This is a genomic window from Cellulomonas carbonis (assembly GCF_014636275.1).
Classification (GTDB): domain Bacteria; phylum Actinomycetota; class Actinomycetes; order Actinomycetales; family Cellulomonadaceae; genus Actinotalea; species Actinotalea carbonis.
This window is the reverse complement of the sequence record NZ_BMEB01000006.1, coordinates 118174-142797: the sequence shown is the minus strand read 5'-3', so window position 1 is coordinate 142797 and position 24624 is coordinate 118174. Positions and strand designations below refer to the sequence as shown.

The following is a 24624-nucleotide window of genomic DNA, read 5'->3' as shown; positions in this document are numbered from 1 at the left end:
ACATCCCGATCAAGCTGGTGCACAACTCGAAGACGGGTGCGTTCGACTTCGGTCGGGTGGACCGCAACCGCTTCGCCCGTGACATGCGCAACGTGCCGTTCGCGGGGAAGAACAACTGGTTCACGATCCTGGCCACGCCGGAGGTCGCGTTCACCGCGACCGGGAACGTCTACGACGACGACGGGTCGGCGGTGACCGTGCGCCGCGACAGCGGTACCGGCACCGCTCCCTGACCGGCCCGCCCCGCACGGGCGGACCCCCGAACGACCACGGCGCGGTCGTGCCCCGGCACGACCGCGCCGTCGCCGTCCCACCCGCCGGACCGGTCGCCGGCGGCCGGGAGCGGCCGCGCCGCACCTCGTCGCGCGACCGCGAGCCCGAGCGCGACCCAGAGGATCGTCGCGGTCGCCGAGCGGGCCGCGAGCCCGCTGTAGGTGAGGGGCAGGACGAAGGCGATGAGCGCGGCCTGCCGCGCGCCGGGCAGCTGCACCGGCCGCGTCCACGACCGGACCACGAGAGCCGCCTGCGCCCCGAAGTACACGACCGCGAACACCGTGCCGATGTCGACCGCGTACATGAGGAAGGAGTTCTCGAGGCTGGCGACGAGGCCGCTCTGCGCGGCGATCCCGTAGCTCGACGTCAGGCCGTGCCCGATCAGGAGGTAGTCGGTCCAGGTCTCGCCGAAGAACCGCAGCGCGTCGGTCCGGGCACCGGTCGAGCCCGTGTCGTCGGCGAAGCGTGCGCCCACCCCCTCGGCCAGGCCGCTCGCGAGGAGCGCAGCCGCGCCACCGGCGAGCAGGCACAGCGAGAGCAGGCGTACGTGCGACGGCGCACGGGACCTCAGCACGACCCACACGGCCACCACGCCGACGACGACGACACCCGACCGGGACTGCGTGATGGTGACGGCGGCCGCGAAGAGCGCGACGAGCCCCAGCTGGAGCGACGCGCGGCGCAGGCCCACGATGAGCGGCGACGTCACGCACAGGAACATCGACAGCGTGAGCGGGTGGTCGAACGTCGCCATCCAGCGGTCGAACTTCTCGGGGTCGAACCACCACTGCGTCGAGTGCTGCGCCTCGTAGACCAGCACGCTGCCCGTGACCCACTGCACGACCGCGAGGAGCGACGACGCCGCGCCGAGCGCGAGCAGCGCGTTCCGGACGGCGTCGAGCCGCGGCGCGTCGCCGTCGACGACGGTCAGCAGCAGGACGAACAGCACGAGCGGCGCGACGACCATGTCCAGCAGCAGGGCGATGCCCCCGGTCCCGCTCTGCTGCGTCGTGAACGTCGCGACCGCCGCCACGAGGCCGAGCGCGAGGACCAGGAAGACGTGGTCGGCCGTGACCCGCAGGATCCGGCGGGGTGCGTACGCGAGCTGGGCGGCGACGGTGACCAGCGTGAGCCAGGACGCGGGGTGCGCGCCCAGCGGGCCCGTGGCCCGGCCCGTCAGGAGCTCCGTGGCCGCCACCGGGACGGCGACCCACACCACGAGCACCGCGACGAGGGCCACCAGCGGGCGCCGTCGCGTGGTCCACGCGAGGACCGCGCACACGCCCAGCCAGGCGACGAGGAGCACGTCTCAGCGCTCGTGCGGCACGGGCTCACCGACGGGCGGCGCGGGGTGGCGCTCCGACGGCGGCGCGCCCGCGGCCGACGCGTCCGACGTCTCCGCCGCGCGCCCGCCCGGCGCGTGGCGGGCGCCGTCGTCCACTGCCGCCCCCGCGGCTGCGGGTGCCGGTCCGTCGAGACCTGGGTCGAGCCCTGGGTCGAGTCCTGCGTCGAGTCCTGCGTCGGGCCGTGCATCGGCGGGTCCGGGCGTCCGGGCGGTGGTGCCCTCGGTGCTTGCGACCGCTTCCGGCCCCGACGCCGCGGCCGGTTCGTCGCTCGTCCCCGCACCCGGGGCAGCCGCGACCGGCTCGGGGTCCGCGACGACCGGTACGACCTCGTCCGCGGCCGGGCGCTGCACCGCCGCTCGGGCCGCGCTGGCCGACGCACCACGGTGACGGCGACGACGCCGTCCTCGCCGGGGCTCGAGCGACGCGTAGCTGCCGTAGCCGCCCGCGCCGAGGAGCTTGACCGGGACCGAGTTGAGGATCGCGCCGGCGAGGGGGGCGCCGACGGCGCTCAGCGCCTCGACGGCGGCGAGCGCCTGCTCGCGCTCGGTCCGCGCGTGCCGGACCACGAGGACGACGGAGTCGGCGTGGGTCGCCACGACCGACGCGTCGGTCACGGGCAGCACGGGCGGGGTGTCGAGGACGATGACCTCGAACTCGTCGCGCAGCTCCCCGACGAGCTTGTGCATGGCGTCGCTGCCGAGCAGCTCCGACGGGTTGGGCGGGAGGGTTCCCGCGGTCAGGACGTGCAGGCCGTCCGTGCCCCAGGTCTGGATGACCTCCTCGGCGCGCACCTGCCCCGCGAGGATGTTGGTCAGGCCTGCACCGCCCTCGATCCCGAGGTGCTCGGCCACCATGGGCCGACGCATGTCCGCCTCGACGAGCAGCACGGTGCGCCCGCTCTCGGCGAGCGTGATGGCGAGGTTGCACGCCGTCGTGGTCTTGCCGTCGCCCGCCACCGCCGAGGTCACGACGACGACCTGCATCCGGTTCGTCACCGCGCTGAACGTGAGGTTGGTGCGCAGCTGCCGGTAGGCCTCGGCGCGCGGCGAGCCGGGGCTCGCGTCGTCGACCAGCAGGCCGCCCGGGGACGACCGCCGTGCGCGCGGCTCCGCGCCGATGAGCGCGAGGGTCGGCAGGCCCGTCGCGGCCTTCAGGTCGTCGGCGCTGCGGATGCTGCGGTCGAGCATCTGGCGTGCGATCGACAGCGCGACGCCGAGCGCGAGGCCGGCCAGCGCGGCGACACCGAGGTTGAGCGTGGGCCGCGGCGAGACCGGGTCGGGGTTGAGCGACGGCCCCGAGATGACCGTGAGGGACACGCGGGCGCCGCTCGCCGCCTCGGTGCTGTCGAGCCGCGCCACGAGGGGGCCGAAGCTCTCGGCGACCTCCTCGGCGATGCGCAGGCCGCGCTCGGGGTCGGTGTCGGTGACCGTGGTCGTGAGGATGATCGTCTCCGGGTCGACCGCGGCGGAGATCCGCGAGCGGACGCCCGGCGGCTCGAGGTCGATCCCGGGCCGGCCGGCGATCTGCTCGGCGAGCAGGTCGCTGCGCAGGACGCCGACGTAGGAGTTGATGCGCCGCTGCGCGAACTCGTCGGCCTGCAGGGCGGTGCCGGTGTCGGTGGACGCGGCGACGTAGAACGTCACCGTGCTCTCGTAGACGGGTGTGGCGCGCTGCGTCAGGTACACGGCCGCGCCGATGGTCGCGAGCAGCGTCAGGACGGTGATCCACCAGTACTTGCGGATCGCCCTGAGGTGGTCGGTCAGCTCCACTGCTCTGCTCCTCGTCGCTGCGGCCGGCGGGCCGTGGGCCGGCCGGGCGGCCGCCGGCGAGCGATCATCCATGCTCGCATAACGGACTTCCGCGGGCTCTCGGGGAGGGGGTTTTCACCCGCTCCCCGGGTGACCGCGGTCCCGCGAGCGGCGGCGCGCGGCCGCCGTCGCGTCGCCGGGACGGGCCCGGACGGAGCACCTGGCGGCCACCGTGATCCTAGGATGCTCGCTTCGGGCGCGGCCCGGGAGGAGGGCTGCGTGACCACAGCACGGCCGGCAGGTCCGGCGCGTCCGCTCGTCGTCGTGCCGACGTACGACGAGGTCGCGTCGCTCGGCGACGTCGTCGGGCGCGTGCTGCGCGAGGTGCCGCACGCCGAGGTGCTCGTCGTCGACGACGCGTCCCCGGACGGCACGGGCGAGCTCGCCGACCGGCTGGCGGCGGCGGACGGGCGCGTGCACGTCCTGCACCGGAAGGGCAAGGACGGGCTCGGGGCCGCGTACCTCGCCGGGTTCGCCTGGGCCGCGGGGCGGGGGCACGACGCCGTCGTCGAGATGGACGCCGACGGGTCCCACCTGCCGGAGCAGCTCCCGGACCTGCTCGCCGCGCTGGCGTCGGGCGTCGACGTCGTCCTGGGCTCGCGCTGGGTCGCGGGCGGGCGGATCGTCAACTGGCCGTGGTACCGCGTGCTGCTGTCCCGCGCAGGGAGCGGCTACGCGCGGGCGGTCCTCGGGCTCCCCGTGCGGGACGTCACGGGCGGCTTCCGCGTCTACCGCTCCGACGTCCTGGCGGGCCTCGTCGCCGACGACGTCGCGAGCCAGGGCTACTGCTTCCAGATCGACCTGCTGCGCCGCGCTGTCGTCGGGGGCCGTGTCGTCGTCGAGGTGCCGATCACGTTCGTCGAGCGCGAGACCGGGACGTCGAAGATGAGCCGGGCGATCGTGGTCGAGGCCGTGCGCCTCGTCAGCTGGTGGGGCCTGCAGCGGCTCGTGCGGGTGCGCGGTTCACGGCGGCGCCCCCGCGTCGCGCCCCACCGGTGAAGACGACCCGGCGGTAGCACACGTACCGCACCACGGTCCCGACGCCCACGCCGACGACGTTCGCCGCGACGTTGTCGGCCAGCGGCGAGTCGAGGCCCAGGACGTACCGCGACACCGCGAGGCACGCGACGGCGGCGCCCGCCCCGAGCACGTTCACCGCGGCGAAGGTCGCGAGCTCGCGGACCGGTCGCGCCGTGCGCGAGCGCGCGAAGGCCCAGTAGCGGTTGCCGAGCCAGGCGGCGAGCGTCGCGACGGCCGACGCGGCGACCTTGGCGGTCAGCGGGCGGTCGCCGAGCACCTCACCCGGGCCGAGCAGGAGGAGGTTGAAGGTCAGCACGTCCACGACGTAGGCGACGGCACCCACCGAGCCGAAGCGCGCGAGCTCCGCCAGGCGTGCCCGGCCCAGGGCGCGTCGCAGCGCACGTCGAGCGGATCCGCCGGGCGCGCCCGGGGCGCTCGGGGGGAGGGGAGTCCGCAGGCTGCTGACCATCGAGCGGGATCCTAGGCGTGCGACCTGGGCGGCGCCGAGGTCACCGCGACGTCACCCGGACGGAGCACGAGTCGTCGCCCGACGTTCACCTATTTGTCCGTTTCGGACCGTGATCGCGTAGTGTCGTGGTGGACACGGACGCAGAGGCCCGCAGAGGCCGGCCACGGCCGGCGGAGGAACGGAACGACGACGCGGACGCAGCGGCCTGCGCCCTGCACACAGGAGGACGCACGTGAAGATCGGCTACGCACCCGGGGCGTACGACCTGTTCCACATCGGACACCTCAACATCCTCCGCCACGCACGGGCGCACTGCGACCGCCTGGTCGCGGGCGTCGTCGCCGACGACGTCCTCGAGCTGACCAAGGGCCGTCGTCCCGTCGTGCCGCTGGCCGAGCGGGCCGAGATCGTGCGCCACCTCTCGATCGTCGACGACGTCTTCGTCGAGACGCAGCCGGACAAGCTCCTCACGTGGCAGGAGGTCCGGTTCGACGTCATCTTCAAGGGCGACGACTGGCGCGGGACGCCCAAGGGCGACCGGCTCGAGCGAGACTTCGCCGCCGTGGGCGTCGAGGTCGTGTACTTCCCGTACACCGTGCACACGTCCAGCACGCTCCTGCGTCGCGCCCTCGCCTCGCTCGAGGCGCCCGTCGACTCGCACGCAGGTCGCGCGACGGGCTGAGGCGACCCGTCCGGCAGGGTCGGGCCGGCACGGTCGGCCGACGGGCCCGGCCGACACGGGCCGTGACACGTCCGGCCGACACGACGAGCCGACACGACGAGCCGACACGGCCCCACCGCGGTGGCCGAGCGCCTGCGGGGGCCCGTGTCGGTGGCGGCTCGTAGACTTCCGGCATCCCCTCCCGCTCGTCGGTCGGGGATCGTCGTGCTGCCCGCGCCGCTCACCTGACAGGACCCATGGACCTCACCGGCCTGCTCCCGACCCTGCTCACCGACGTCGCCGCCGCGCGGCTGCGCGAGCTCGCGTCCGCCCCCGTCCCCGCACGTGCGGAGTCCGTCGACGTCGTCGCGCCGATCGGCGTGCGTGCACCGCTCGTCGCGCTGCTCGCGCGCGAGGTCTCCGCCCGCGCGGGCGACGGGCCGCCCCCCGTGACGGTCGTCGTCACCGCGACGGGGCGGGACGCCGACGACGCCGCGGCCGCCCTGCGGTGCTACCTGCCCGCCGACGACGTCGCGGTCCTGCCCGCGTGGGAGACCCTCCCGCACGAGCGGCTCTCGCCGCGCAGCGACACCGTCGCACGCCGGCTGGCCGTGTTCCGTCGGCTCGCGCACCCCGTCGCCGACGGGGGCCAGTCCGGCCCGCTGCGCGTCCTCGTCGTCCCCGTGCGCGCGCTCCTCCAGCCCGTCGTCGAGGGTCTGGGCGAGCTCGAGCCGGTCGCGCTGAGGACGGGGGAGCAGGCGGACCTCGCCGACGTCGTCGAGCGGCTCGCGGCCGCGGCGTACACGCGCGTCGACATGGTCGAGCGGCGCGGCGAGTTCGCCGTCCGCGGCGGGATCCTCGACGTCTTCCCGCCCACGGACGACCACCCGTTGCGCATCGAGTTCTGGGGCGACGAGGTCGAGGAGATCCGCTGGTTCGCGGTCGCGGACCAGCGCAGCCTCGAGGTCGCCGCCGAGGGTCTCTGGGCGCCGCCGTGCCGCGAGATCCTCCTCACCGACCAGGTGCGCGCGCGGGCCGCTGCGCTCGTCGAGCAGCTGCCCGGTGCGGCCGAGATGCTCGACAAGCTCGCGGGCGGCGTCGCGGTCGAGGGGATGGAGTCGCTGGCCCCCGTGCTGGTGGACCGCATGGTCCCGGTGCTCGACCTCGTCCCGGCCGGGTCGCTCGTGACGGTGTCGGACCCCGAGCGCGTTCGACGCCGTGCGCACGACCTGCTCGCGACGAGCGAGGAGTTCCTCGAGGCCGCGTGGACCGCCGCGGCGGCCGGCGGCAGCACGCCCATCGACCTGCGCTCGGCGTCGTTCGTCGAGTACGCCGACGCACGCGACCTCGCGCTCTCGCGGGGACTCGGGTGGTGGTCGTTCTCGGCGTTCTCGCTCGACGCCGCGGCCGCGCAGGACGGCGCCGCCGGGACCGTCCCGGGCGGCGCCGACGGCGAGGCGGGCGAGCGGGACGCCGCGGCGGGGGACGGCCCGCACGCCGCCGTCGTCGAGGGTGAGGACGGCACGACGCTCGTCGTGGGCGCACGGGACGTGCACGGGTACCGCGGGGACGTCGCCGCGGCGGTCGTCGACCTGCGCCGCCTCCAGCGCGAGGGCTGGCGCCTGGTCATGACCACCGAGGGGCACGGACCCGCGCAGCGCATGGCCGAGCAGCTCGCCGCGAGCGAGGTCCCCGCGCGTCGGGTGCCCGACGTGACGTCGGAGCCCGAGCCGGGCGTCGTCCTGGTCAGCCCGGCACCCGCCGGCCGCGGCTTCGTCGCGCCGGACCTGCGCCTCGCGGTGTTCAGCGAGTCGGACCTCACGGGCCGGGCGGGGACGTCGACCAAGGACATGCGCTCGATGCCGTCGCGCCGCCGCAACGTCGTCGACCCCCTCGCGCTGCGCCCGGGCGACCACGTCGTGCACGAGCAGCACGGCGTGGGGCGCTTCGTCGAGCTCGCCCAGCGCACGATCGGCAGCGGCGCGACGGCGGCCCGGCGGGAGTACCTCGTCATCGAGTACGCGTCGAGCAAGCGGGGCCAGCCCGGCGACCGCCTCTACGTCCCGACCGACCAGCTCGACCAGGTGACGAAGTACGTGGGCGGCGAGGCCCCGACGCTCAACAAGATGGGCGGCTCCGACTGGGCGAAGACGAAGGGGCGCGCCCGCAAGGCGATCCGCGAGATCGCGTCCGAGCTGATCCGCCTCTACTCGGCGCGCATGGCGACGCAGGGTCACGCCTTCAGCCCCGACACGCCGTGGCAGGCCGAGCTCGAGGACGCCTTCGCGCACGTGGAGACGCCGGACCAGCTGGCGACGATCGACGAGGTCAAGGCCGACATGGAGAAGTCCATGCCGATGGACCGCCTCGTCTGCGGCGACGTCGGCTACGGCAAGACCGAGATCGCGGTGCGCGCCGCGTTCAAGGCCGTCCAGGACGGCAAGCAGGTCGCGGTGCTCGTCCCGACGACGCTGCTCGTCCAGCAGCACCTCGACACGTTCTCCGAGCGGTACGCCCAGTTCCCCGTCACGGTGCGGGCGCTGTCCCGCTTCCAGACGGACAAGGAGGCCAAGGAGGTCGTCGAGGGCGTCGCGTCGGGCGCGGTCGACGTCGTCATCGGCACGCACCGCCTCATCACGGGCCAGGTGCAGTTCAAGGACCTCGGGCTCGTCATCATCGACGAGGAGCAGCGCTTCGGCGTCGAGCACAAGGAGACGCTCAAGCAGCTGCGGACCAACGTCGACGTGCTCGCGATGAGCGCGACGCCCATCCCGCGCACGCTCGAGATGGCGGTGACCGGCATCCGCGAGATGTCGACCCTCGCGACGCCGCCCGAGGAGCGCCACCCGGTCCTGACCTTCGTGGGCCCCTACGACGAGAAGCAGATCACCGCGGCGATCCGGCGCGAGCTGCTGCGCGAGGGCCAGGTCTTCTTCGTGCACAACAAGGTCGACACGATCGACCGCACGGCGGCTCGGCTCGCCGAGCTCGTGCCCGAGGCCCGCATCGCGACGGCGCACGGCAAGATGGGCGAGCACCAGCTCGAGCAGGTGATCGTCGACTTCTGGGAGAAGCGGTTCGACGTCCTCGTCTGCACGACGATCGTCGAGACCGGGCTGGACATCTCCAACGCGAACACGCTCATCCTCGACCGGGCGGACCGGATGGGCCTGTCCCAGCTGCACCAGCTGCGCGGCCGGGTCGGGCGTGGTCGCGAGCGGGCCTACGCGTACTTCATGTACCCGCCCGAGCGGCCGCTGACCGAGACCGCGCACGACCGGCTCGCGACGATCGCCGCGAACACCGACCTCGGCTCGGGCATGCAGGTCGCGCTCAAGGACCTCGAGATCCGTGGTGCGGGCAACCTGCTCGGTGGTGAGCAGTCGGGTCACATCGCGGGCGTGGGGTTCGACCTGTACGTCCGGATGGTCGGCGAGGCCGTCGCGGCGTTCCGCGGCGACACCGAGCAGCGACCCGCCGAGGTCACGCTCGAACTCCCCGTCGACGCGCACGTCCCGCACGAGTACATCGCCCACGAGCGGCTCCGCCTCGAGGCGTACCGCAAGATCGCGGACGCGACGACGGGCGAGGCCCTCGACGCGGTCCGCGCCGAGCTGGTGGACCGCTACGGGAAGCTGCCCGAGCCGGTCGAGAACCTCTTCGAGGTCGCCTCGTTCCGCAACCTCGCGCGCGAGGCCGGGCTCACCGACGTCACGGCCCAGGGCAGGTTCATCCGCTTCGCGCCCGTGGACCTCGCCGAGTCGACGCAGCTGCGCCTCAAGCGCCTGTACCCCGGCTCGATCCTCAAGCCCGCGATCCGCACCGTGCTCGTGCCGTTCCCGACGACGGCGCGCATCGGCGGTCGCGCGCTCGCCGGGCGAGAGCTGCTCGGGTGGGCCCGCGACCTCGTCGGCGCGGTCCTGCAGGGCTCGGTCTCGACCGCGGCGCAGGTGGCGTCCGGTGCGGCGGCGCGCGACGGCGGCGGATCGTGACCGGAGGGGCGGGCCCTACGATGCTGGTCGGCCCCGGCCCGTCGTCGTGCGGGCGGCCGTCCCGAGCCTGGAGGTATGCAGTGACCACTCAGAAGCGGTCGTGGCGGACCGGCGCCACGCGCGTCGCGGCCGGAGCGCTCGTCGTCGGCGTGCTGCTCACCGGGTGCGCCCAGAGCCCCGGCACCGCGGCCGTCGTGGACGGCCGCGTCATCACCGAGGACGCGCTCACGACGGCGGTCGCCGACCTCGACCGCCTCGCGCCGGGCCAGCTCGACGCGTCGACGGTCCTCGTGACGATGGCCGCGACCCCGTACTTCCTCGACGCGGCGGCCGCGAACGGCGTCGAGCCGACCGAGGCCGACGCGCGTCGTCTCGCCGCCCAGCTCGCGGAGCAGACGGGTGGTTCGGCGGATCTCGGCGAGGGTGCCACGGAGGTGCTGCTCTTCAGCGTCGCGAACCAGAACATCGGCGAGCTCGACAACTCGGCCGAGGTGCTCGAGGAGCTGTACGCCGAGCTCTCCGCCGCCGACGTCAGCACGAACCCGCGCCGCGGGACGCTCGACCTGTCGACGGGTCAGCTGGCCCCGCTCGACCTGCCGTGGGTCGAGCAGGCCGCGCAGGCGACCGCCGAGCAGTGACCCCCGACGCGGGTCGGCGTCCGGCGCGCGCGTCGCGGACCGAGGACGCCGGCCCGTCCGCGGGCGCGTCCGTGGCCGTGCCCCGGGGCTCGTCCGGCGGCCAGGACGCGACCACGGGCTGCTCGGTGCACCCCGGGCTCGACCGGCTCGTCGGCGTGATGGACCGTCTGCGCTCGCCGGGCGGCTGCCCGTGGGACGCCGAGCAGACGCACGAGAGCCTGCTGCCGTACGCGGTCGAGGAGGTCTACGAGGTCGTCGAGGCGGTCGAGGCCGGTGACCGCGCGGGGATGCGCGAGGAGCTCGGCGACCTCCTCCTCCAGGTCGTCTTCCACGCGCGCATCGCGCAGGAGCACCCGGACGACCCGTTCGACGTCGACGACGTGGCCGCCGACGTCGCGGCCAAGCTGCGCCGCCGCCACCCGCACGTCTTCGGGGAGACCGCCGAGAGGGCCGAGACGGCCGAGACGGCGGAGGCGCGCACGGGCAGCGCCGCGGGGGAGGGCGCCCTCGACGCCGAGGCGGTGCACCGCCGCTGGGACGTCCTCAAGCAGAGCGAGAAGGCGCGCGCGTCCGTCGTCGACGGGATCCCGCCCGCGCTCCCCGCACTCGCCCGCGCCCAGAAGGTGCTGGGCCGGGTCCGGCGGGCAGGCCTCGGGGTCGAGCTGCCCCCGGACGCCGACAGCCTCGGGCGGCGCCTCCTCGCCCTCGTCGACGAGGCGCAGCGGGTGGGTGTCGACGCCGAGTCCGCGCTGCGCGGCGCCGTCCACGACCTCGAGTCCGCCGTCCGCCGGGCCGAGGCGGGCTGAGACCGGCCGCGACCGGACGCGCCTCCGAGGGGACCCGGCCGGGCCCGGCGGACCGACCGGGCCCGCGGGGGTCCGCGCACGGCGCCCGACGGCCCGCCCGTCCGGCATGTGGGCTGAGTCGAACGTCCCCGCGAACGGCCGCGGCTTCCCGCTAGCGTCCTCGTGTCGGGTGACGGGCCCGTCCGCGCGACCGGACGAGACGAGGAGACTGAGTCCATGAGGATCGGTGTGCCCACGGAGGCACGACCCGGGGAACGCCTCGTCGCGGCGACGCCCGCGACGGTCGCGCAGCTGCGGAAGCTGGGCTACGACGTCGTCGTCGAGACGGGCGCGGGTCGCGGGGCGAGCTTCTCCGACGACGCCTACGCCGACGCGGGCGCGACCGTCGTCGGCGCCGACGAGGTCTGGACCGCGGACGTCGTCACGACGGTCGGCACGCCCGCTCCCGAGCGTCTGTCCTCGCTCGCGGCCGGCACGACGCTCGTCACGATGCTCGCGCCCGCCGCGACCCCCGAGCTCGTGGCGCTGCTCGCCGAGCGCGGCGTCACGGGTCTCGCGCTCGACGCGGTGCCGCGCATCTCGCGCGCGCAGTCGCTCGACGTGCTGAGCACGCTGTCGAACGTCGCGGGCTACCGCGCCGTGATCGAGGCCGCCGAGGAGTACGGCGGGATGTTCACGGGTCAGGTCACCGCCGCGGGCAAGACGCCGCCCGCGAACGTCTTCGTCATCGGTGCCGGTGTCGCCGGGCTCGCGGCGATCGGCGCGGCCGCGAGCCTCGGGGCGCAGGTCCGCGCCTCCGACGTGCGGCCCGAGGCCGCCGAGCAGATCGAGTCGATGGGCGGCCAGCCCGTGCGGGCCGAGGCCGCCCAGCAGCAGGTGAGCGCCGACGGCTACGCCTCCGCGCTCACCGAGGAGCAGGAGCGCCTCACGCAGCGCATGTACGCCGAGGAGACCGCCCGCGCCGACGTCGTCATCACCACCGCGCTCGTCCGCGGCACGGCGCCGACGACGATCACGGCCGCGATGGTCGCCGCGATGCGGCCGGGCAGCGTCATCGTCGACCTCGCCGCATCGGGCGGCGGCAACTGCGAGCTCACGGTGCCCGGCGAGCGCGTCGTCACCGACAACGGGGTCGTGATCCTCGGCTGGACCGACCTGACGAGCCGCATGCCCCGCCACACGTCGCAGCTCTTCGGGACCAACGTCGTCAACCTCATGGCGCTCCTGACGCCTGAGCGCGACGGCCGGGTGGTGCTCGACCTCGAGGACCCGGTCCAGCGCGGCATCACCGTGACGCGCGACGGCGAGGTCCTGTGGCCGCCGCCCCCGGTCCAGGTGTCGGCCGCACCCACGGCACCTGTCGTGGAGGCCCAGCCCGTCGTCGACCCGGTCGAGCGCGCCCGCGCCGAGGCCGAGGCCGCGCGTCGTCGCCGGAGCCGTCGCACCGCGCTCGCCGGTCTCGGCGCCGTCGCGCTCGCGCTCGTGCTCACGGTCGCACCCGAGGAGACCCGCCAGCACCTCGTGGTGTTCGCGCTCGCGGTCGTCGTCGGCTACTACGTGATCTTCAACGTCACGCACTCGCTGCACACGCCGCTCATGGCCCAGACCAACGCGATCTCGGGGATCATCCTCGTCGGCGCGCTCCTGCAGATCGGCTCGGCCGACCCGCTCGTGTCCACCGTCGCCGTCGTCGCGGCGAGCGTCGCGAGCATCAACATCGTCGGTGGCTTCCTCGTCACGTACCGGATGCTCGGCATGTTCCGGAAGGGGGACTGACGTGCTCACCTCGATCGCCCAGGCCGTGTACGTCGTCGCGGCCCTCCTGTTCATCCTCAGCCTCGCCGGCCTGTCCGGCCAGGCCTCCGCGCGGCGCGGGAACGTGCTCGGCATGGTCGGCATGGGGCTCGCGCTCGGAGCGACCGTCCTGCTCGCGGTCGACGCGAGCGAGCGTCCCGTCCTCGTGACGCTGCTGCTCATCGCGCTGGTGTTCGCGATCGGCACGACCGTCGGGGTGTGGCGTGCGCGCAGCGTCGAGATGACGCAGATGCCCGAGCTCATCGCGGTCCTGCACAGCTTCGTCGGGCTCGCCGCGGTGCTCGTGGGCGTGAACTCCTACCTCACGGCCGAGGCGGACGTCGTCCACCAGGTCGAGGTCTTCCTCGGCGTGTTCATCGGCGCCGTGACGTTCACCGGGTCGATCGTCGCGTACCTCAAGCTCTCGGCGCGGATGTCCTCGGCGCCCCTCATGCTGCCGGGGCGCAACCTGCTCAACCTGGCCGCGCTGGTCGTGTCGATCGGCCTCATGGTCTGGTTCGTCGCCACGAACGGCGTCGTGCCGCTGCTGGCCATGACGGTGGTCGCGCTCGCGCTCGGGTGGCACCTCGTCGCGTCGATCGGGGGCGGCGACATGCCCGTCGTCGTGTCGATGCTCAACTCGTACTCCGGGTGGGCCGCCGCCGCCGCCGGCTTCATGCTGGGCAACGACCTGCTCATCGTGACGGGCGCTCTCGTCGGGTCCTCCGGTGCGATCCTCAGCTACCTCATGTGCCGCGCGATGAACCGCTCGTTCATCAGCGTGATCCTCGGCGGCTTCGGGGCCGAGGGCGGGGCGGCACCCGCCGCCGGCGACGTCGTCGGCGAGCACCGCGAGGTCCTCGCGCCCGAGGTCGCGGACCTGCTGCTCGAGGCGCGCAGAGTCGTCATCACGCCCGGGTACGGCATGGCCGTCGCCAAGGCGCAGTACCCCGTGGCCGACCTCGTGCAGCGTCTGCGTGGCGCGGGCGTGGACGTCCGGTTCGGCGTGCACCCCGTCGCGGGCCGGCTGCCCGGGCACATGAACGTGCTGCTCGCCGAGGCCAAGGTGCCGTACGACATCGTCCTCGAGATGGACGAGATCAACGACGACCTGGCCGAGACCGACGTCGTGCTCGTGATCGGTGCGAACGACACCGTGAACCCCGCCGCGCTCGAGGACCCGGGCTCGCCGATCGCGGGCATGCCCGTGCTCGAGGTGTGGAAGGCCAAGCACGTCGTGGTCTTCAAGCGCTCCATGGCGACGGGCTACGCGGGGGTGCAGAACCCGCTGTTCTTCCGCGAGAACACCGCGATGCTGTTCGGCGACGCGAAGGACCAGGTCGAGCGCATCGTCCAGGCGGTCCAGGCGCGCACGGGAGTCGCTGTCGGCTGACGCGGCGCGGCCGGCGTCGCGGGCGGCCGTACCGCCAGCGGGACGGCGTCCGACGGCGGAACGTCCCGCCCCTGCCGGGCCGGCGCGGTCTACTGTGGAACCCGGCCGGTTGACGACGACCGGCGGCACGGGCATCGCCTGCCGCCGGGGAGACCCGCGGCCGGCCCTGCCCGGATCACCACCCGACTTCGTCCGAAGGAGCTTCCGTGGCCACAATCGAGGCCGTAGGCGCCCGCGAGATCCTCGACTCTCGCGGCAACCCCACCGTGGAGGTCGAGGTCGCCCTCGACGACGGCACCATCGCCCGCGCGGGCGTGCCGTCCGGCGCGTCCACCGGTGCGTTCGAGGCCGTCGAGCGCCGTGACGGCGACAAGGGCCGCTACCTCGGCAAGGGCGTCCAGGACGCCGTGAACGCCGTGATGGACGAGATCGCCCCCGAGCTCATCGGCTTCGAGGCGAGCGAGCAGCGCCTCGTCGACCAGGCCCTCAAGGACCTGGACGGCACGCCCAACAAGGGCAAGCTCGGCGCGAACGCGATCCTCGGCGTCTCGCTCGCGGTCGCGAAGGCCGCGGCCGACTCGGCCGACCTGCCGCTGTTCCGCTACGTCGGCGGCCCCAACGCGCACCTGCTGCCCGTCCCGATGATGAACATCCTCAACGGTGGGTCGCACGCCGACTCCAACGTCGACATCCAGGAGTTCATGGTCGCGCCGATCGGCGCCCCCACGTTCCGTGAGGCGCTGCGCACCGGTGCCGAGGTCTACCACTCGCTCAAGTCGGTGCTGAAGAGCAAGGGCCTCGCGACCGGCCTCGGCGACGAGGGCGGCTTCGCCCCGAACCTGCCGAGCAACCGCGACGCGCTCGACCTCATCCTCGTCGCGATCGAGAAGGCGGGCTTCACGCCGGGCACCGACGTCGCGCTCGCGCTCGACGTCGCCGCGACCGAGTTCTTCAAGGACGGCGCGTACCAGTTCGAGGGCAAGGCGACCTCGCCGGAGGAGATGATCTCCTTCTACGAGAAGCTCGTCGCGGACTACCCGCTGGTCTCGATCGAGGACCCGCTGTCCGAGGACGAGTGGGACAGCTGGGTCCAGCTCATGACGACCGTGGGCGACCGCGTCCAGATCGTCGGCGACGACCTGTTCGTCACCAACCCGGAGCGGCTCGCCAAGGGCATCGAGCTCCGTGCCGCCAACGCGCTGCTGGTCAAGCTCAACCAGATCGGCACGCTCACGGAGACGCTCGACGCGGTCCAGCTCGCTCAGCGCAGCGGCTTCACCACGATGACGTCGCACCGCTCGGGCGAGACCGAGGACGTCACGATCGCCGACCTGTCGGTCGCGACCAACGCGGGCCAGATCAAGACGGGCGCGCCCGCGCGCGGTGAGCGCATCAACAAGTACAACCAGCTGCTCCGCATCGAGGAGGAGCTCGACGACGCCGCGGTCTACGCCGGCGCGAGCGCCTTCCCGCGCCGTCGCGTCTGAGCGACGTCCGCGCGCTCGGCACGCCGAGCAGCACGCAGCACCCGCAGGGGGTCCGGCCGACGGCCGGGCCCCCTGCGGCGTCCCCGGCCGTGTCTTCCGCCGTGTCCCCGGCCTCGTCCGGCGGCGACCCGCCCGCGTGGCCTGGGGCGGTCGGTGCCGGGCACGGGGCACAATCGTCACCATGCCCCGCCGTCCGCCTCCGCCCGCCCGCGCCCGCGGGACGGCGCCCACGGCGGCGGGACCGCGGCGATCGCGGGCGGGCTCCCCGTCCGCGGCGCCACCCCGGCGCACGGCCGCGAGCAAGCCACCCGCGGCGCCCCCGCCCCGCGCCGTCGAGCGCGACGACGCGGGGGAGGCCGCGCCGGCCCGGCTCGTACGCCTGCTGTCCGTGCGCGCGCTCGTCCTCGGCGTCGTCGGGCTGATCGCCTTCACGCTGCTCTTCCCGTCGGTGCGTGCCTACCTGGGCCAGCGCGCCGAGCTCGACGCCCTCGAGGCCGAGGTCGCCACGGCACGCGCGACCGAGGAGGACCTGCGCGCCGAGCTGGACCGGTGGCGGGAGCCCGCCTACGTGCAGGCGCAGGCGCGTGACCGTCTCTCGTACGTCTTCCCCGGCGAGACCGCGTACCGCGTGATCGACCCCGAGGTCGTCGTCGAGACGCCCGTCGTCGAGGGGTCGACCACGCCCGAGACGGGCGCCGCCCTGCCGATCGGCGGGTCGGGCACACCGTGGTACACGACGATCTGGGACTCGATCGAGATCGCGGGCACCGTCGAACCGCCGGAGGAGGACGGGTGACCGAGCACGTCGACGTGCCGCAGGACGTGAGCGAGGCGGACCTCGCGACGCTCGAGGCGCAGCTGGGCCGGCCGCCGCGCGGCGTCGTCGGGATCGCGGCACGGTGCGTGTGCGGTCGGCCGACGGTGGTCAGGACCGCCCCACGCCTGCCCGACGGCACCCCGTTCCCGACGACGTACTACCTGACGCACCCGCGCGCGGTCGCCGCGGTGTCGACGCTCGAGGCGTCCGGCGTGATGCGCGAGATGACGACCCGACTGGCCGACGACGCCGAGCTCGCGGACCACTACCGTCGGGCGCACGAGCACTACCTCGCGCGGCGGGCGGAGCTCGGCGAGGTCCCGGAGATCGACGGGATCTCCGCGGGCGGCATGCCGACCAGGGTCAAGTGCCTCCACGTGCTGGTCGGCCACGCCCTGGCCGCCGGGCCGGGCGTCAACCCGCTCGGTGACGAGGCGCTCGCCCTCATCCGGGACGAGTGGCGCCCTCAGGTCTGCACCTGCTGAGGTGCCTCGGGTCCGGCCGTGGTGCCCGGTGATGGCAGGCTTGCGCGCATGACGCGCGTGGCGGGCATCGACTGCGGCACCAACTCCATCCGGCTCCTCGTCGCGGACGTCGACGAGGCGACGGGGACGCTCGTCGACCTCGACCGGCGCATGGAGGTCGTGCGGCTCGGCCAGGGCGTGGACCGCACGGGCCTCATCGCCCCGGAGGCGCTCGAACGGACGCTCGACGCGACGCGGCGCTACGCCGCGATCTGCGACGAGCTCGGCGTCGAGCACGTCCGGTTCGTCGCGACGTCGGCGTCGCGCGACGCGCGCAACCGCCAGGACTTCGTCGACGGCGTCCACCGGGCGATCGGCGTGCTCCCCGAGGTCGTCAGCGGCGAGGAGGAGGCGGCCCTGTCGTTCCGCGGCGCGACCGGCGTGCTCGCCGGGGCCCACCCCGGCCCGTTCCTCGTCGTGGACCTCGGCGGGGGCTCGACCGAGCTCGTGCTGGGCACGACGTCACCCGTCGCGGCGTGGTCGATGGACGTCGGCTGCGTGCGGATGACCGAGCGGCACCTCGCGGGCGACCCGCCGACCGCGGCCGAGCTGTCCGCCGCGAGCGCCGACGTCGAGGCCGCGCTCGACACCGCCTCCCGGCACGTCCCGCTCGGTCGTACCGCGACCCTCGTCGGGCTCGCGGGGACCGTCACGACCGTCACGGCGCACGCGCTCGACCTGGACGAGTACGACCCGGCCGCCATCGACGGCGCCGTGCTGCCGACGGACCGGGTGCTGCGGTCGTGCGCCGAGCTGGTCGGGATGACCCGCAGCAAGCGCTCGCGCCTGCCGTACATGCACCCCGGCCGCGTCGACGTCATCGGTGCCGGTGCGCTCGTGTGGTCGGCCGTCGTGTCGCGCGTGCGGTCCGAGGTCGCACGCGCGGGCGGGAACCTGCGCACCGTCGTGACGTCGGAGCACGACATCCTCGACGGCATCGCGTGGAGCGCAGCCGACGTGCGGGCCGCCCGCTCGTAGCGCCTGTGCCTCCCGGGGCCACCACCCCGGGTCCTCCCGGCGCCATCGCGGCGCCGTCCGGGCGCCGTCCCGCTGGCCGTGGCGTCACGGGCGGGCATCATCGAGGGGTGACGACCGCACTCCCGCACCCGCGCACGGGCGTCCCGTTCGTCTCTCCCGTCCCCGCGGGGTCCGGCTGGCCCGGGGACCCGGCCTCGCCGGGCACCCCTGTCGCGGCCTCGCCGACCGACGTCGCCGCGCTCGCGGCCGACGCGGACCTCGGGCTGCTCGACGCGGCGTCGTCGGTGTGCCGCGCGTGCCCGCGGCTCGTCGCATGGCGCGAGGACGTCGCCCTCACCAAGCGCCGGATGTTCCGCGACGAGCCGTACTGGGGACGCCCGGCGCCCGGGTTCGGGGACACCGCCGCGCGGCTGCTCGTCGTCGGCCTCGCGCCCGCCGCGCACGGCGCGAACCGGACCGGCCGGCTCTTCACGGGGGACAGGTCGGGCGACTGGATCGTCGCGGCGCTGCACCGGGCGGGGGTCGCGTCGCAGGCCGAGTCGGTCGACGCGGCCGACGGGCTCCGGCTCACCGACGTGCGGATGGTCCCCGCCGTGCGGTGCGCGCCGCCGGACAACGCGCCGCTGCCGGTCGAGCGGGACACGTGCGCCCCGTGGTTCCGGCGCGAGGTCGAGCTGCTCGCCCCGACCGTGCGGGCGGTGCTGGTGCTCGGGGCCTTCGGCTGGGCGTCGATGCTCGGCGCGGCGCGCGGGTTCGGCTGGTCGGTGCCCCGCCCGGCGCCGCGCTTCGGCCACGGCGTGCACGCACCGCTCTCACGGCCCGACGGCGTCGTCGTCCACCTCGTGGCGAGCTACCACGTGTCGCAGCAGAACACGCAGACGGGTCGGCTCACCGAGGCGATGCTCGACGACGCGGTGGGCACGGCCCTGCGCCTCGCGCGCGGGTGACGTGCGAGGCGCAGGGCCGACCGGGAGGGACCGTCAGGCGGCGCCGCCGCCGCCCAGCACCTCGAAGACGATGCCGATGATCGCGTCGCCGTAGGCGACGAAGAAGTGGTCGACGCCCTTGCCGTCGGCCGTCTTGGACGACAGCGCCTCGAGCTCGGCGGTCGAGCGCGGGATCGTGAACCGCTCGAACACGGTGAAGCTCGTCGGGATGCCCCGCGCGCTCGTGAGCTCGACCGCCTCGGCGACCTGCGCCTCGGTGAGCGGCTCCGTGCCGAGGAAGAGGTGCGCCGACGAGTACAGCTCCGCGACCTCGAGCGTGTACCAGTTCTTCGAGTGGCTCGCGCCGGTGTTGCCCTGGTCCGAGCGGTTGGCGATGAAGCACTCGTGCGCGGACGCGGCGCCGACGCCGGTCGCCATGAGGGCTCCCGTGAGGGCGAGCGTGGTGAGGATCTTGGGACGGGGCATGTGCGGGCTCCTGGTCTCGGGGCGGGCCGGTCGGCCGCGCCGTCGTCGACCGACCCTGGTCCCGGACCAGGACAAACACCACGAACGCCACCCGTACGGTTGCTTCCGTCCGGGTGGTGTGCGGGCGATACTCACGGCGTGGACAGCGAGTCCCGTGACGGCGAGGCGTTCGGCACGCTCCTGCGACGCCTGCGCGAGGGCGCCGGCCTCACCCAGGAGGAGCTCGCCGAGCGCGCGGGACTCACGGCGCACGGCGTCAGCGCGCTCGAGCGCGGGACGCGCACCCGGCCGTACCCCCACACCGTCCGGTCGCTGGCGGGCGCGCTGGGCCTCGACGAGGTGGGCGTCCGCACGCTCGTCGCGGCCGTCCCCCGTCGCCCGCGGAGGTCGGATCCCGCGGACCGGCCGACGGAGGTCACGACACGCTCCGAGGCCGACCCGGGCGGCCCGACGACGGGACCCGCCGGGGCCGTGCACCCCGCGAGCGACCACGCCGCGACCGCGCACGCCGCGAGCGGGCCCACGGCGACCGCCGTGACGCCTCCTGCGTCCGTCCGGACGCCTGTCCCGACGCCGGTCCCGGCCCCCGTGACCGCGCTGGTCGGTCGGGACGACGACGTCGCGGCCGTGACCTCGCTGCTGCGCCGCACGACGGCGCGGCTCGTCACGCTCACCGGCACCGGCGGTGTCGGCAAGACCACGCTCGCGCTGGCCGTGGCCCGTGCCGTGGGTGGCGACCACGCCGACGGCGTCGCCGTCGTGCCGCTGGCCGCCGTCGACGACGGGGCGCTCGTCGTGCCCGCCGTCGCGCGCGCCCTCGGCCTGTCGGTGCTCGAGGCGCCGGACGCCGAGCAGCGGCTGCTCGCCGAGCTCGCGGGCTCCAGGACGCTCCTCGTGCTCGACAACCTCGAGCACCTCCCCGAGGTCGGGATGCTCGTCGCGCGGCTCCTCGAGGCATGCCCGGGCGTCGTGGTGCTCGCGACGAGCCGCGCCGCGCTGCGGGTGCGGGGCGAGTCGGAGTACGCGGTGCAGCCACTCGCGCTGCCGCCGAGCGACGCGCTCGTCGAGGAGTCGCCCGCCTGCGCGCTCCTGCTCGAGCGCGCGCGGGCGGTCTCGCCGGGGTTCGGCTCGCGGGCCGACGACGGCGCCGCCGTGGCGGCGATCTGCCGCCGCCTGGCGGGCATCCCGCTCGCGCTCGAGCTGGCCGCCGCGCGCGCCCGCGTCCTCGACGCCCCGTCGCTGCTCGCGCGCCTGGACGAGTCGATGGCGCGCGACGGCGCGACCGACCTCCCGCCGCGCCAGCGGACGATGCGCGCGACGCTCGACTGGGGCTACCGCCTGCTGGGGCACGACGAGCGTGCGCTGTACCGGCGGCTGTCGGTCTGCTCGGGCGGTTGCGACCTCGACGCCGTCGAGGCGCTCGGCGCGGACCTCCCGGACCCCGTCGGTCTCCTCGAGCGGCTCGTCGAGCACTCGCTCGTCGTGGTGCACGCGGGCGACGGCGGGGGACCCCGTTACCGCATGCTCGAGCCGGTGCTCCAGCACGCGCGGAGCCTCCTCGAGGAGGACGACGCCGAGCGCGTCGCGGCGCGGACCGCGCACGCCCGGCACTTCCTGGCGTCCGCCGAGGACGCCGCGCCGCGCCTCGAGGGGGCGGACCAGGTGCGCTGGCTCGAGCGGGCGGTCGCGGACGACGCCAACCTCGCGTCGGCCGTCGAGTGGTGGGTCGAGAGCGGCGACGGGGCCCGCGCCGGGGCGATGGTGTGGCACCTGTGGCTCTACTGGTGGCTGCGCGGCAACCTGCTGCGCGGCCGGCGGCTCGCCGAGGCGGCCCTGACGCTGCCCATGCCTCGGGTGGAGCGCGCGAAGGCGACGCTCACGATGTCCGCGATGGCGTTCGCCCAGGGTGACCTGGACGCGAGCGGATACGGCTGGGGGGTCGCGTGGGAGCTCGCCGCCGGCACCGACGACGTCGGCGCGCAGGTCGGCGCGGCCGGCGGGTGCGGCCTGGTCGCGCTCGCGCGGGGCGACCTCGCCCTCGCGGAACGGTGGTTCCGCTCCGCGATCGACCTCACCGGGGACGGGCCCGCGGGGGCGTGGGTCGCGGCGCTGTCGCACATCTGGCTCGGGACCGTCCGGCTGCTGCAGGGCGACCCGACGGGCGCGGTCGAGCAGATCCGGCCCGGCCTGGAGTCGGCGCGGCGCCGGGGGGACCGGCTCACGACCTACATCGGCCTCTACGGGCTCGTCCAGGCCGCGCTGGCCGAGGGCCGCACCGACGACGCGCGCACGTACCTCGTCGAGGGCATCGGCCTCTCGGCGCAGACGCGAGACCTGGCCAACCTCTCGCACTTCCTCGAGAGCCTCGCCGTCGTCGAGGGCGCGACGGGGGACCACCTGCGGGCGGCGACGCTCCTGGGTGCGTCCCTCGACCTGCGCGAGCGCGTGGGCGCCGACGTGTACGGCTACTACCTGCCCGATCCTGCGCTGCGCGGGCGGACGGAGGCCGAGTCGCTCGCGGCTCTCGGGCCGAGCGGGCTCGCGATCGCGACGGACGCCGGGCGCGCGCTCGGTCCCGACGGCGCGATCGCGTACGCGCTCGCCGGCGAGGCCTGAGCCGGTCCCGCGTCGGCCAGCGGGGCCGGCGGGGCAGGCAGGGCCGACGGGGCCGGCGCGGCCGGCGGGCGCCCGGCCGGTGCGTCGCGGTGCCGTCCGACCGGGTGTGCGGGCGGTGAGCGGGTCCTGTGCCTGGGGTCACGGCGTGCGAGCCGCGACGGTGGACGTGACGCGCCGCACGGGTGCGTCCGACACGAGAGGCACGGCGATGACGACGACCCCCCAGAGCGAGAGGCTCGGGTGCGACACCTCGGACATGGTGCAGATCCACCGGCTGTTCCGCCGTCTGTTCGTCGACGCCCCGGTGCTGGTCCGCGGCGTCGGCGTCGGCGACCGGACCCGCACCGCGGTCGTCGCGGCGCACGTGCGCGACATCGCCGGCGGTCTGCACCGGCACCACCGCGGCGAGGACCTCCTGCTGTGGGACCGCCTCGAGGAGCGGTCGCCCGCGTGCGCCTTGCACGTCGGGCTCATGCGCTCGCAGCACGCGACGGTCGCGGACCTGCTCGTCCGGCTCGACGCGCTCGTGCCCGCGTGGGAGGCGTCGGCGTCGGCGGAGGACCGCGAGGCGGTCGCGGAGGTGCTCGACGAGATCCGTGCCGCGCTGCTCGTGCACCTGGGGGCCGAGGAGGAGCGGATCCTGCCGACGGCGTCGCTCGTCCTGAGCCAGCGCGAGTGGGACGAGCTCGGCGAGCACGGCCGGTCCTCGACCCCCCGAGGCCAGATGCTGCTGCTGCTCGGGTGGATCCTGGACAGCGTGCCGCCCGCGGAGCGGGCCGAGTGGCTGCGCACCAACCTGCCCCTGCCCATCCGCGTGGTGTGGGCGGCGGTGGGGCGCCGGCAGTTCGCCGCGCACCGCGCGCGCGTCTACGGGACGGCCCTGGCACGCGACTGAGCGGTCATGGGACGACTGTGTCGCGGCTCACGGGCCACTGGGCGGGACGGCGCTTGTGAAGACTTTCACAGGTTCTTACCGTAGGACGTATGACCCAGAGCCTCGAGGCTGTGCCCGCGGACCGCTCCTCCCGGGGCCCCCGTCCGCGCAAGGTTCCCCGCATCGTCGTCCTCGGTGGCGGCTACGTCGGGCTCTACACCGCGCTGCGGCTCCGCCGCCGGCTCGGCAAGCGCGAGGCGGCGATCGTCGTCGTCGACCCGCGCCCCTACATGACGTACCAGCCGTTCCTGCCCGAGGCGGCCGCCGGCTCGCTCGAGCCGCGCCACGTGGTCGTGTCCCACCGCCGTGAGCTCAAGGGCATCGACACCCTCACCGCGCGCGTCACCGAGATCCGTCACGCGGACCGCACCGTGCGCCTGGCGCCCGACGCGGGCGAGCCGTACGAGATCTCCTACGACCACCTCGTCGTCGCGCTCGGCTCGGTCGCGCGCACGCTGCCCATCCCGGGTCTTGCGGAGGAGGCCATCGGCTTCAAGCAGGTCGAGGAGGCGATCGCGCTCCGCAACCACGTGCTCAGCAAGATCGACGCCGCGGCCTCGACGTGGGACAAGGACCTGCGCCGCCGGCTCCTGACCTTCACCTTCGTCGGTGGCGGGTTCGCGGGCATCGAGGCGATCGCCGAGGTCGAGGACATGGCGCGCGACGTCCTGCGCTACTACGACTCGATCGCGATCGAGGACCTGCGCTTCGTCATGATCGAGGGGTCGCCGCGCATCCTGCCCGAGCTGGGCGAGGAGATGGGCGGCTACGCGCTCGAGCAGCTGCGCAAGCGCGACATCGAGGTCCACCTCTCGACGTTCCTCAGCTCGTGCGTCGGCGGCCACGTCGTGACCTCGACGGGCGTGGAGTTCGACTCCGAGACCATCGTGTGGACCGCGGGTGTCCGCGCCAACCCGGTGCTGGCCGACTCGGACCTGCCGCTCGACCAGACGGGCCGCGTCCGGGCGCTGCCGACGCTCCAGGTCGCGCACGAGGACGGCACGGTCGTCGACGGCGCGTGGACCGCGGGCGACTGCGCCGCCGTGCCCGACCTGGCCAACCCGGGCAAGCTCTGCTCGCCCAGCGCGCAGCACGCCGTCCGCCAGGCCCGCCACCTCGGCGACAACCTCGCGAAGGCGCTGCGCAGCGCACCGGTCGAGCCGTACAGGCACAAGCACGTCGGCACGGTCGCGTCGCTCGGCCTCGGCAAGGGCGTCGCGCAGGTCTACGGCGTCAAGCTGCGCGGCTGGCCCGCGTGGTTCATGCACCGGACTTACCACATGGCGCAGATGCCGACGCTGAACCGCAAGGTCCGCATCGTCCTCGACTGGACCCTCGCGATGTTCTTCCGCCGCGAGATGGTCGCCCTGGGCCGCCTGCACGACCCGCGCGCCGACTTCCGCGAGGCCTCCACGCCGCGCGCCAAGGCGGCCGGCAAGCCGGCCGACAAGACCGAGGGCAACGTCGTGCGCGAGAAGGTGCCCGCGGGCGCCTGACACCGCCTCGACCGACGACGGCGGCCGACCCCGGCGGACCGGGTCGGCCGCCGTCGTCGTGCCCCCGGCGGGGGTCGAACCCGCACTGGGCCGGGTTTAAGCCGGCTGCCTCTGCCGGTTGGGCTACGGGGGCCGAGCCGGCCCGATCATCCTGCCAGTC

General features: G+C 74.8%; 20 protein-coding genes and 1 tRNA gene. 16 read left to right on the top strand and 5 right to left on the bottom strand.

Annotated features, from left to right (window positions below; genetic code table 11):
- Positions 1-233: hypothetical protein (locus IEV86_RS15745; RefSeq protein WP_229734689.1), on the top strand; the 233-nt coding region annotated here is incomplete at its 5' end.
- Here the strand turns inward: IEV86_RS15745 and IEV86_RS15740 are convergent.
- Positions 170-1579, bottom strand: coding sequence for an O-antigen ligase family protein (locus tag IEV86_RS15740; protein ID WP_188484749.1), 1410 nt, complete (start codon positions 1577-1579; stop codon positions 170-172). The genes IEV86_RS15745 and IEV86_RS15740 overlap by 64 nt on opposite strands.
- A gap of 3 nt (positions 1580-1582) precedes the next feature.
- Entirely contained in the window at positions 1583-3388 is a 1806-nt protein-coding gene (locus tag IEV86_RS15735; protein ID WP_052426388.1) for a tyrosine-protein kinase domain-containing protein, read from the bottom strand.
- 258 nt (positions 3389-3646) lie between these two features.
- Here IEV86_RS15735 and IEV86_RS15730 point away from each other — a divergent pair, with 258 nt between their 5' ends.
- Positions 3647-4426 (top strand): polyprenol monophosphomannose synthase, encoded by a 780-nt coding sequence (locus IEV86_RS15730; protein ID WP_043608176.1) that lies wholly within the window; start codon positions 3647-3649, stop codon positions 4424-4426.
- On the opposite strand, the gene IEV86_RS15725 is transcribed toward IEV86_RS15730, so the two are convergent.
- Complete coding sequence (locus tag IEV86_RS15725) at positions 4350-4916, bottom strand: GtrA family protein (protein ID WP_081978848.1); 567 nt, start codon at positions 4914-4916, stop codon at positions 4350-4352. The genes IEV86_RS15730 and IEV86_RS15725 overlap by 77 nt on opposite strands.
- 232 nt (positions 4917-5148) lie before the next feature.
- Here IEV86_RS15725 and IEV86_RS15720 point away from each other — a divergent pair, with 232 nt between their 5' ends.
- From IEV86_RS15720 to IEV86_RS15670, 11 genes are all read left to right on the top strand, one after another.
- Positions 5149-5598: an FAD synthase family protein gene (locus IEV86_RS15720; protein WP_043608179.1), complete on the top strand. Its 450-nt coding sequence runs from the start codon at positions 5149-5151 to the stop codon at positions 5596-5598.
- A 236-nt stretch (positions 5599-5834) separates the two neighbouring features.
- Positions 5835-9569 carry a transcription-repair coupling factor gene (mfd, locus tag IEV86_RS15715; RefSeq protein WP_043608181.1) on the top strand — a complete coding sequence of 1245 codons (3735 nt, stop codon included), beginning with the start codon at positions 5835-5837 and terminating at the stop codon, positions 9567-9569.
- 80 nt (positions 9570-9649) lie between these two features.
- On the top strand, positions 9650-10207 hold the full coding sequence (locus IEV86_RS15710) for a hypothetical protein (RefSeq protein ID WP_043608182.1): 558 nt from the start codon (positions 9650-9652) through the stop codon (positions 10205-10207).
- Positions 10204-11013: a MazG nucleotide pyrophosphohydrolase domain-containing protein gene (locus IEV86_RS15705; RefSeq protein ID WP_306460082.1), complete on the top strand. Its 810-nt coding sequence runs from the start codon at positions 10204-10206 to the stop codon at positions 11011-11013. Before IEV86_RS15710 ends, IEV86_RS15705 begins: the two co-directional genes overlap by 4 nt.
- 216 nt (positions 11014-11229) lie before the next feature.
- A complete protein-coding gene (locus tag IEV86_RS15700) occupies positions 11230-12789 on the top strand; it encodes a Re/Si-specific NAD(P)(+) transhydrogenase subunit alpha (protein WP_043608183.1) in 1560 nt (519 codons plus the stop codon).
- A 1-nt stretch (position 12790) separates the two neighbouring features.
- Entirely contained in the window at positions 12791-14200 is a 1410-nt protein-coding gene (gene pntB / locus IEV86_RS15695; protein WP_043608185.1) for a Re/Si-specific NAD(P)(+) transhydrogenase subunit beta, read from the top strand.
- 206 nt (positions 14201-14406) lie between these two features.
- Positions 14407-15687 carry a phosphopyruvate hydratase gene (gene eno, locus IEV86_RS15690; protein ID WP_043608187.1) on the top strand — a complete coding sequence of 427 codons (1281 nt, stop codon included), beginning with the start codon at positions 14407-14409 and terminating at the stop codon, positions 15685-15687.
- 181 nt (positions 15688-15868) lie between these two features.
- A complete protein-coding gene (locus tag IEV86_RS15685) occupies positions 15869-16483 on the top strand; it encodes an FtsB family cell division protein (RefSeq protein ID WP_188484748.1) in 615 nt (204 codons plus the stop codon).
- Entirely contained in the window at positions 16480-16989 is a 510-nt protein-coding gene (locus IEV86_RS15680) for a DUF501 domain-containing protein (RefSeq protein WP_043609827.1), read from the top strand. Before IEV86_RS15685 ends, IEV86_RS15680 begins: the two co-directional genes overlap by 4 nt.
- A 48-nt stretch (positions 16990-17037) precedes the next feature.
- Entirely contained in the window at positions 17038-18006 is a 969-nt protein-coding gene (locus IEV86_RS15675) for a Ppx/GppA phosphatase family protein (protein ID WP_043609825.1), read from the top strand.
- Between the two features lie 107 nt (positions 18007-18113).
- Positions 18114-18953, top strand: a complete 840-nt coding sequence (locus tag IEV86_RS15670) for a uracil-DNA glycosylase (protein ID WP_043609822.1) — start codon at positions 18114-18116, stop codon at positions 18951-18953.
- 33 nt (positions 18954-18986) lie between these two features.
- Here IEV86_RS15670 and IEV86_RS15665 read toward each other — a convergent pair whose 3' ends face one another.
- The gene (locus IEV86_RS15665) at positions 18987-19418 is read right to left on the bottom strand and encodes a hypothetical protein (RefSeq protein ID WP_052426536.1); all 432 of its coding nucleotides are present in this window, start codon (positions 19416-19418) and stop codon (positions 18987-18989) included.
- A 138-nt stretch (positions 19419-19556) separates the two neighbouring features.
- On the opposite strand from IEV86_RS15665, the gene IEV86_RS15660 reads away from it, so the two are divergent.
- The 3 genes from IEV86_RS15660 to IEV86_RS15650 all read left to right on the top strand — a co-directional run bounded on the left by IEV86_RS15660 (position 19557) and on the right by IEV86_RS15650 (position 24464).
- Positions 19557-22034, top strand: a complete 2478-nt coding sequence (locus IEV86_RS15660; RefSeq protein ID WP_052426535.1) for an ATP-binding protein — start codon at positions 19557-19559, stop codon at positions 22032-22034.
- Between the two features lie 208 nt (positions 22035-22242).
- The gene (locus IEV86_RS15655; protein WP_043602607.1) at positions 22243-22929 is read left to right on the top strand and encodes a hemerythrin domain-containing protein; all 687 of its coding nucleotides are present in this window, start codon (positions 22243-22245) and stop codon (positions 22927-22929) included.
- Between the two features lie 89 nt (positions 22930-23018).
- On the top strand, positions 23019-24464 hold the full coding sequence (locus IEV86_RS15650; RefSeq protein ID WP_043602575.1) for an NAD(P)/FAD-dependent oxidoreductase: 1446 nt from the start codon (positions 23019-23021) through the stop codon (positions 24462-24464).
- 59 nt (positions 24465-24523) lie between these two features.
- Here the strand turns inward: IEV86_RS15650 and IEV86_RS15645 are convergent.
- Positions 24524-24597 (bottom strand) — tRNA-Leu (locus tag IEV86_RS15645).
- Positions 24598-24624: the final 27 nt, after the last annotated feature.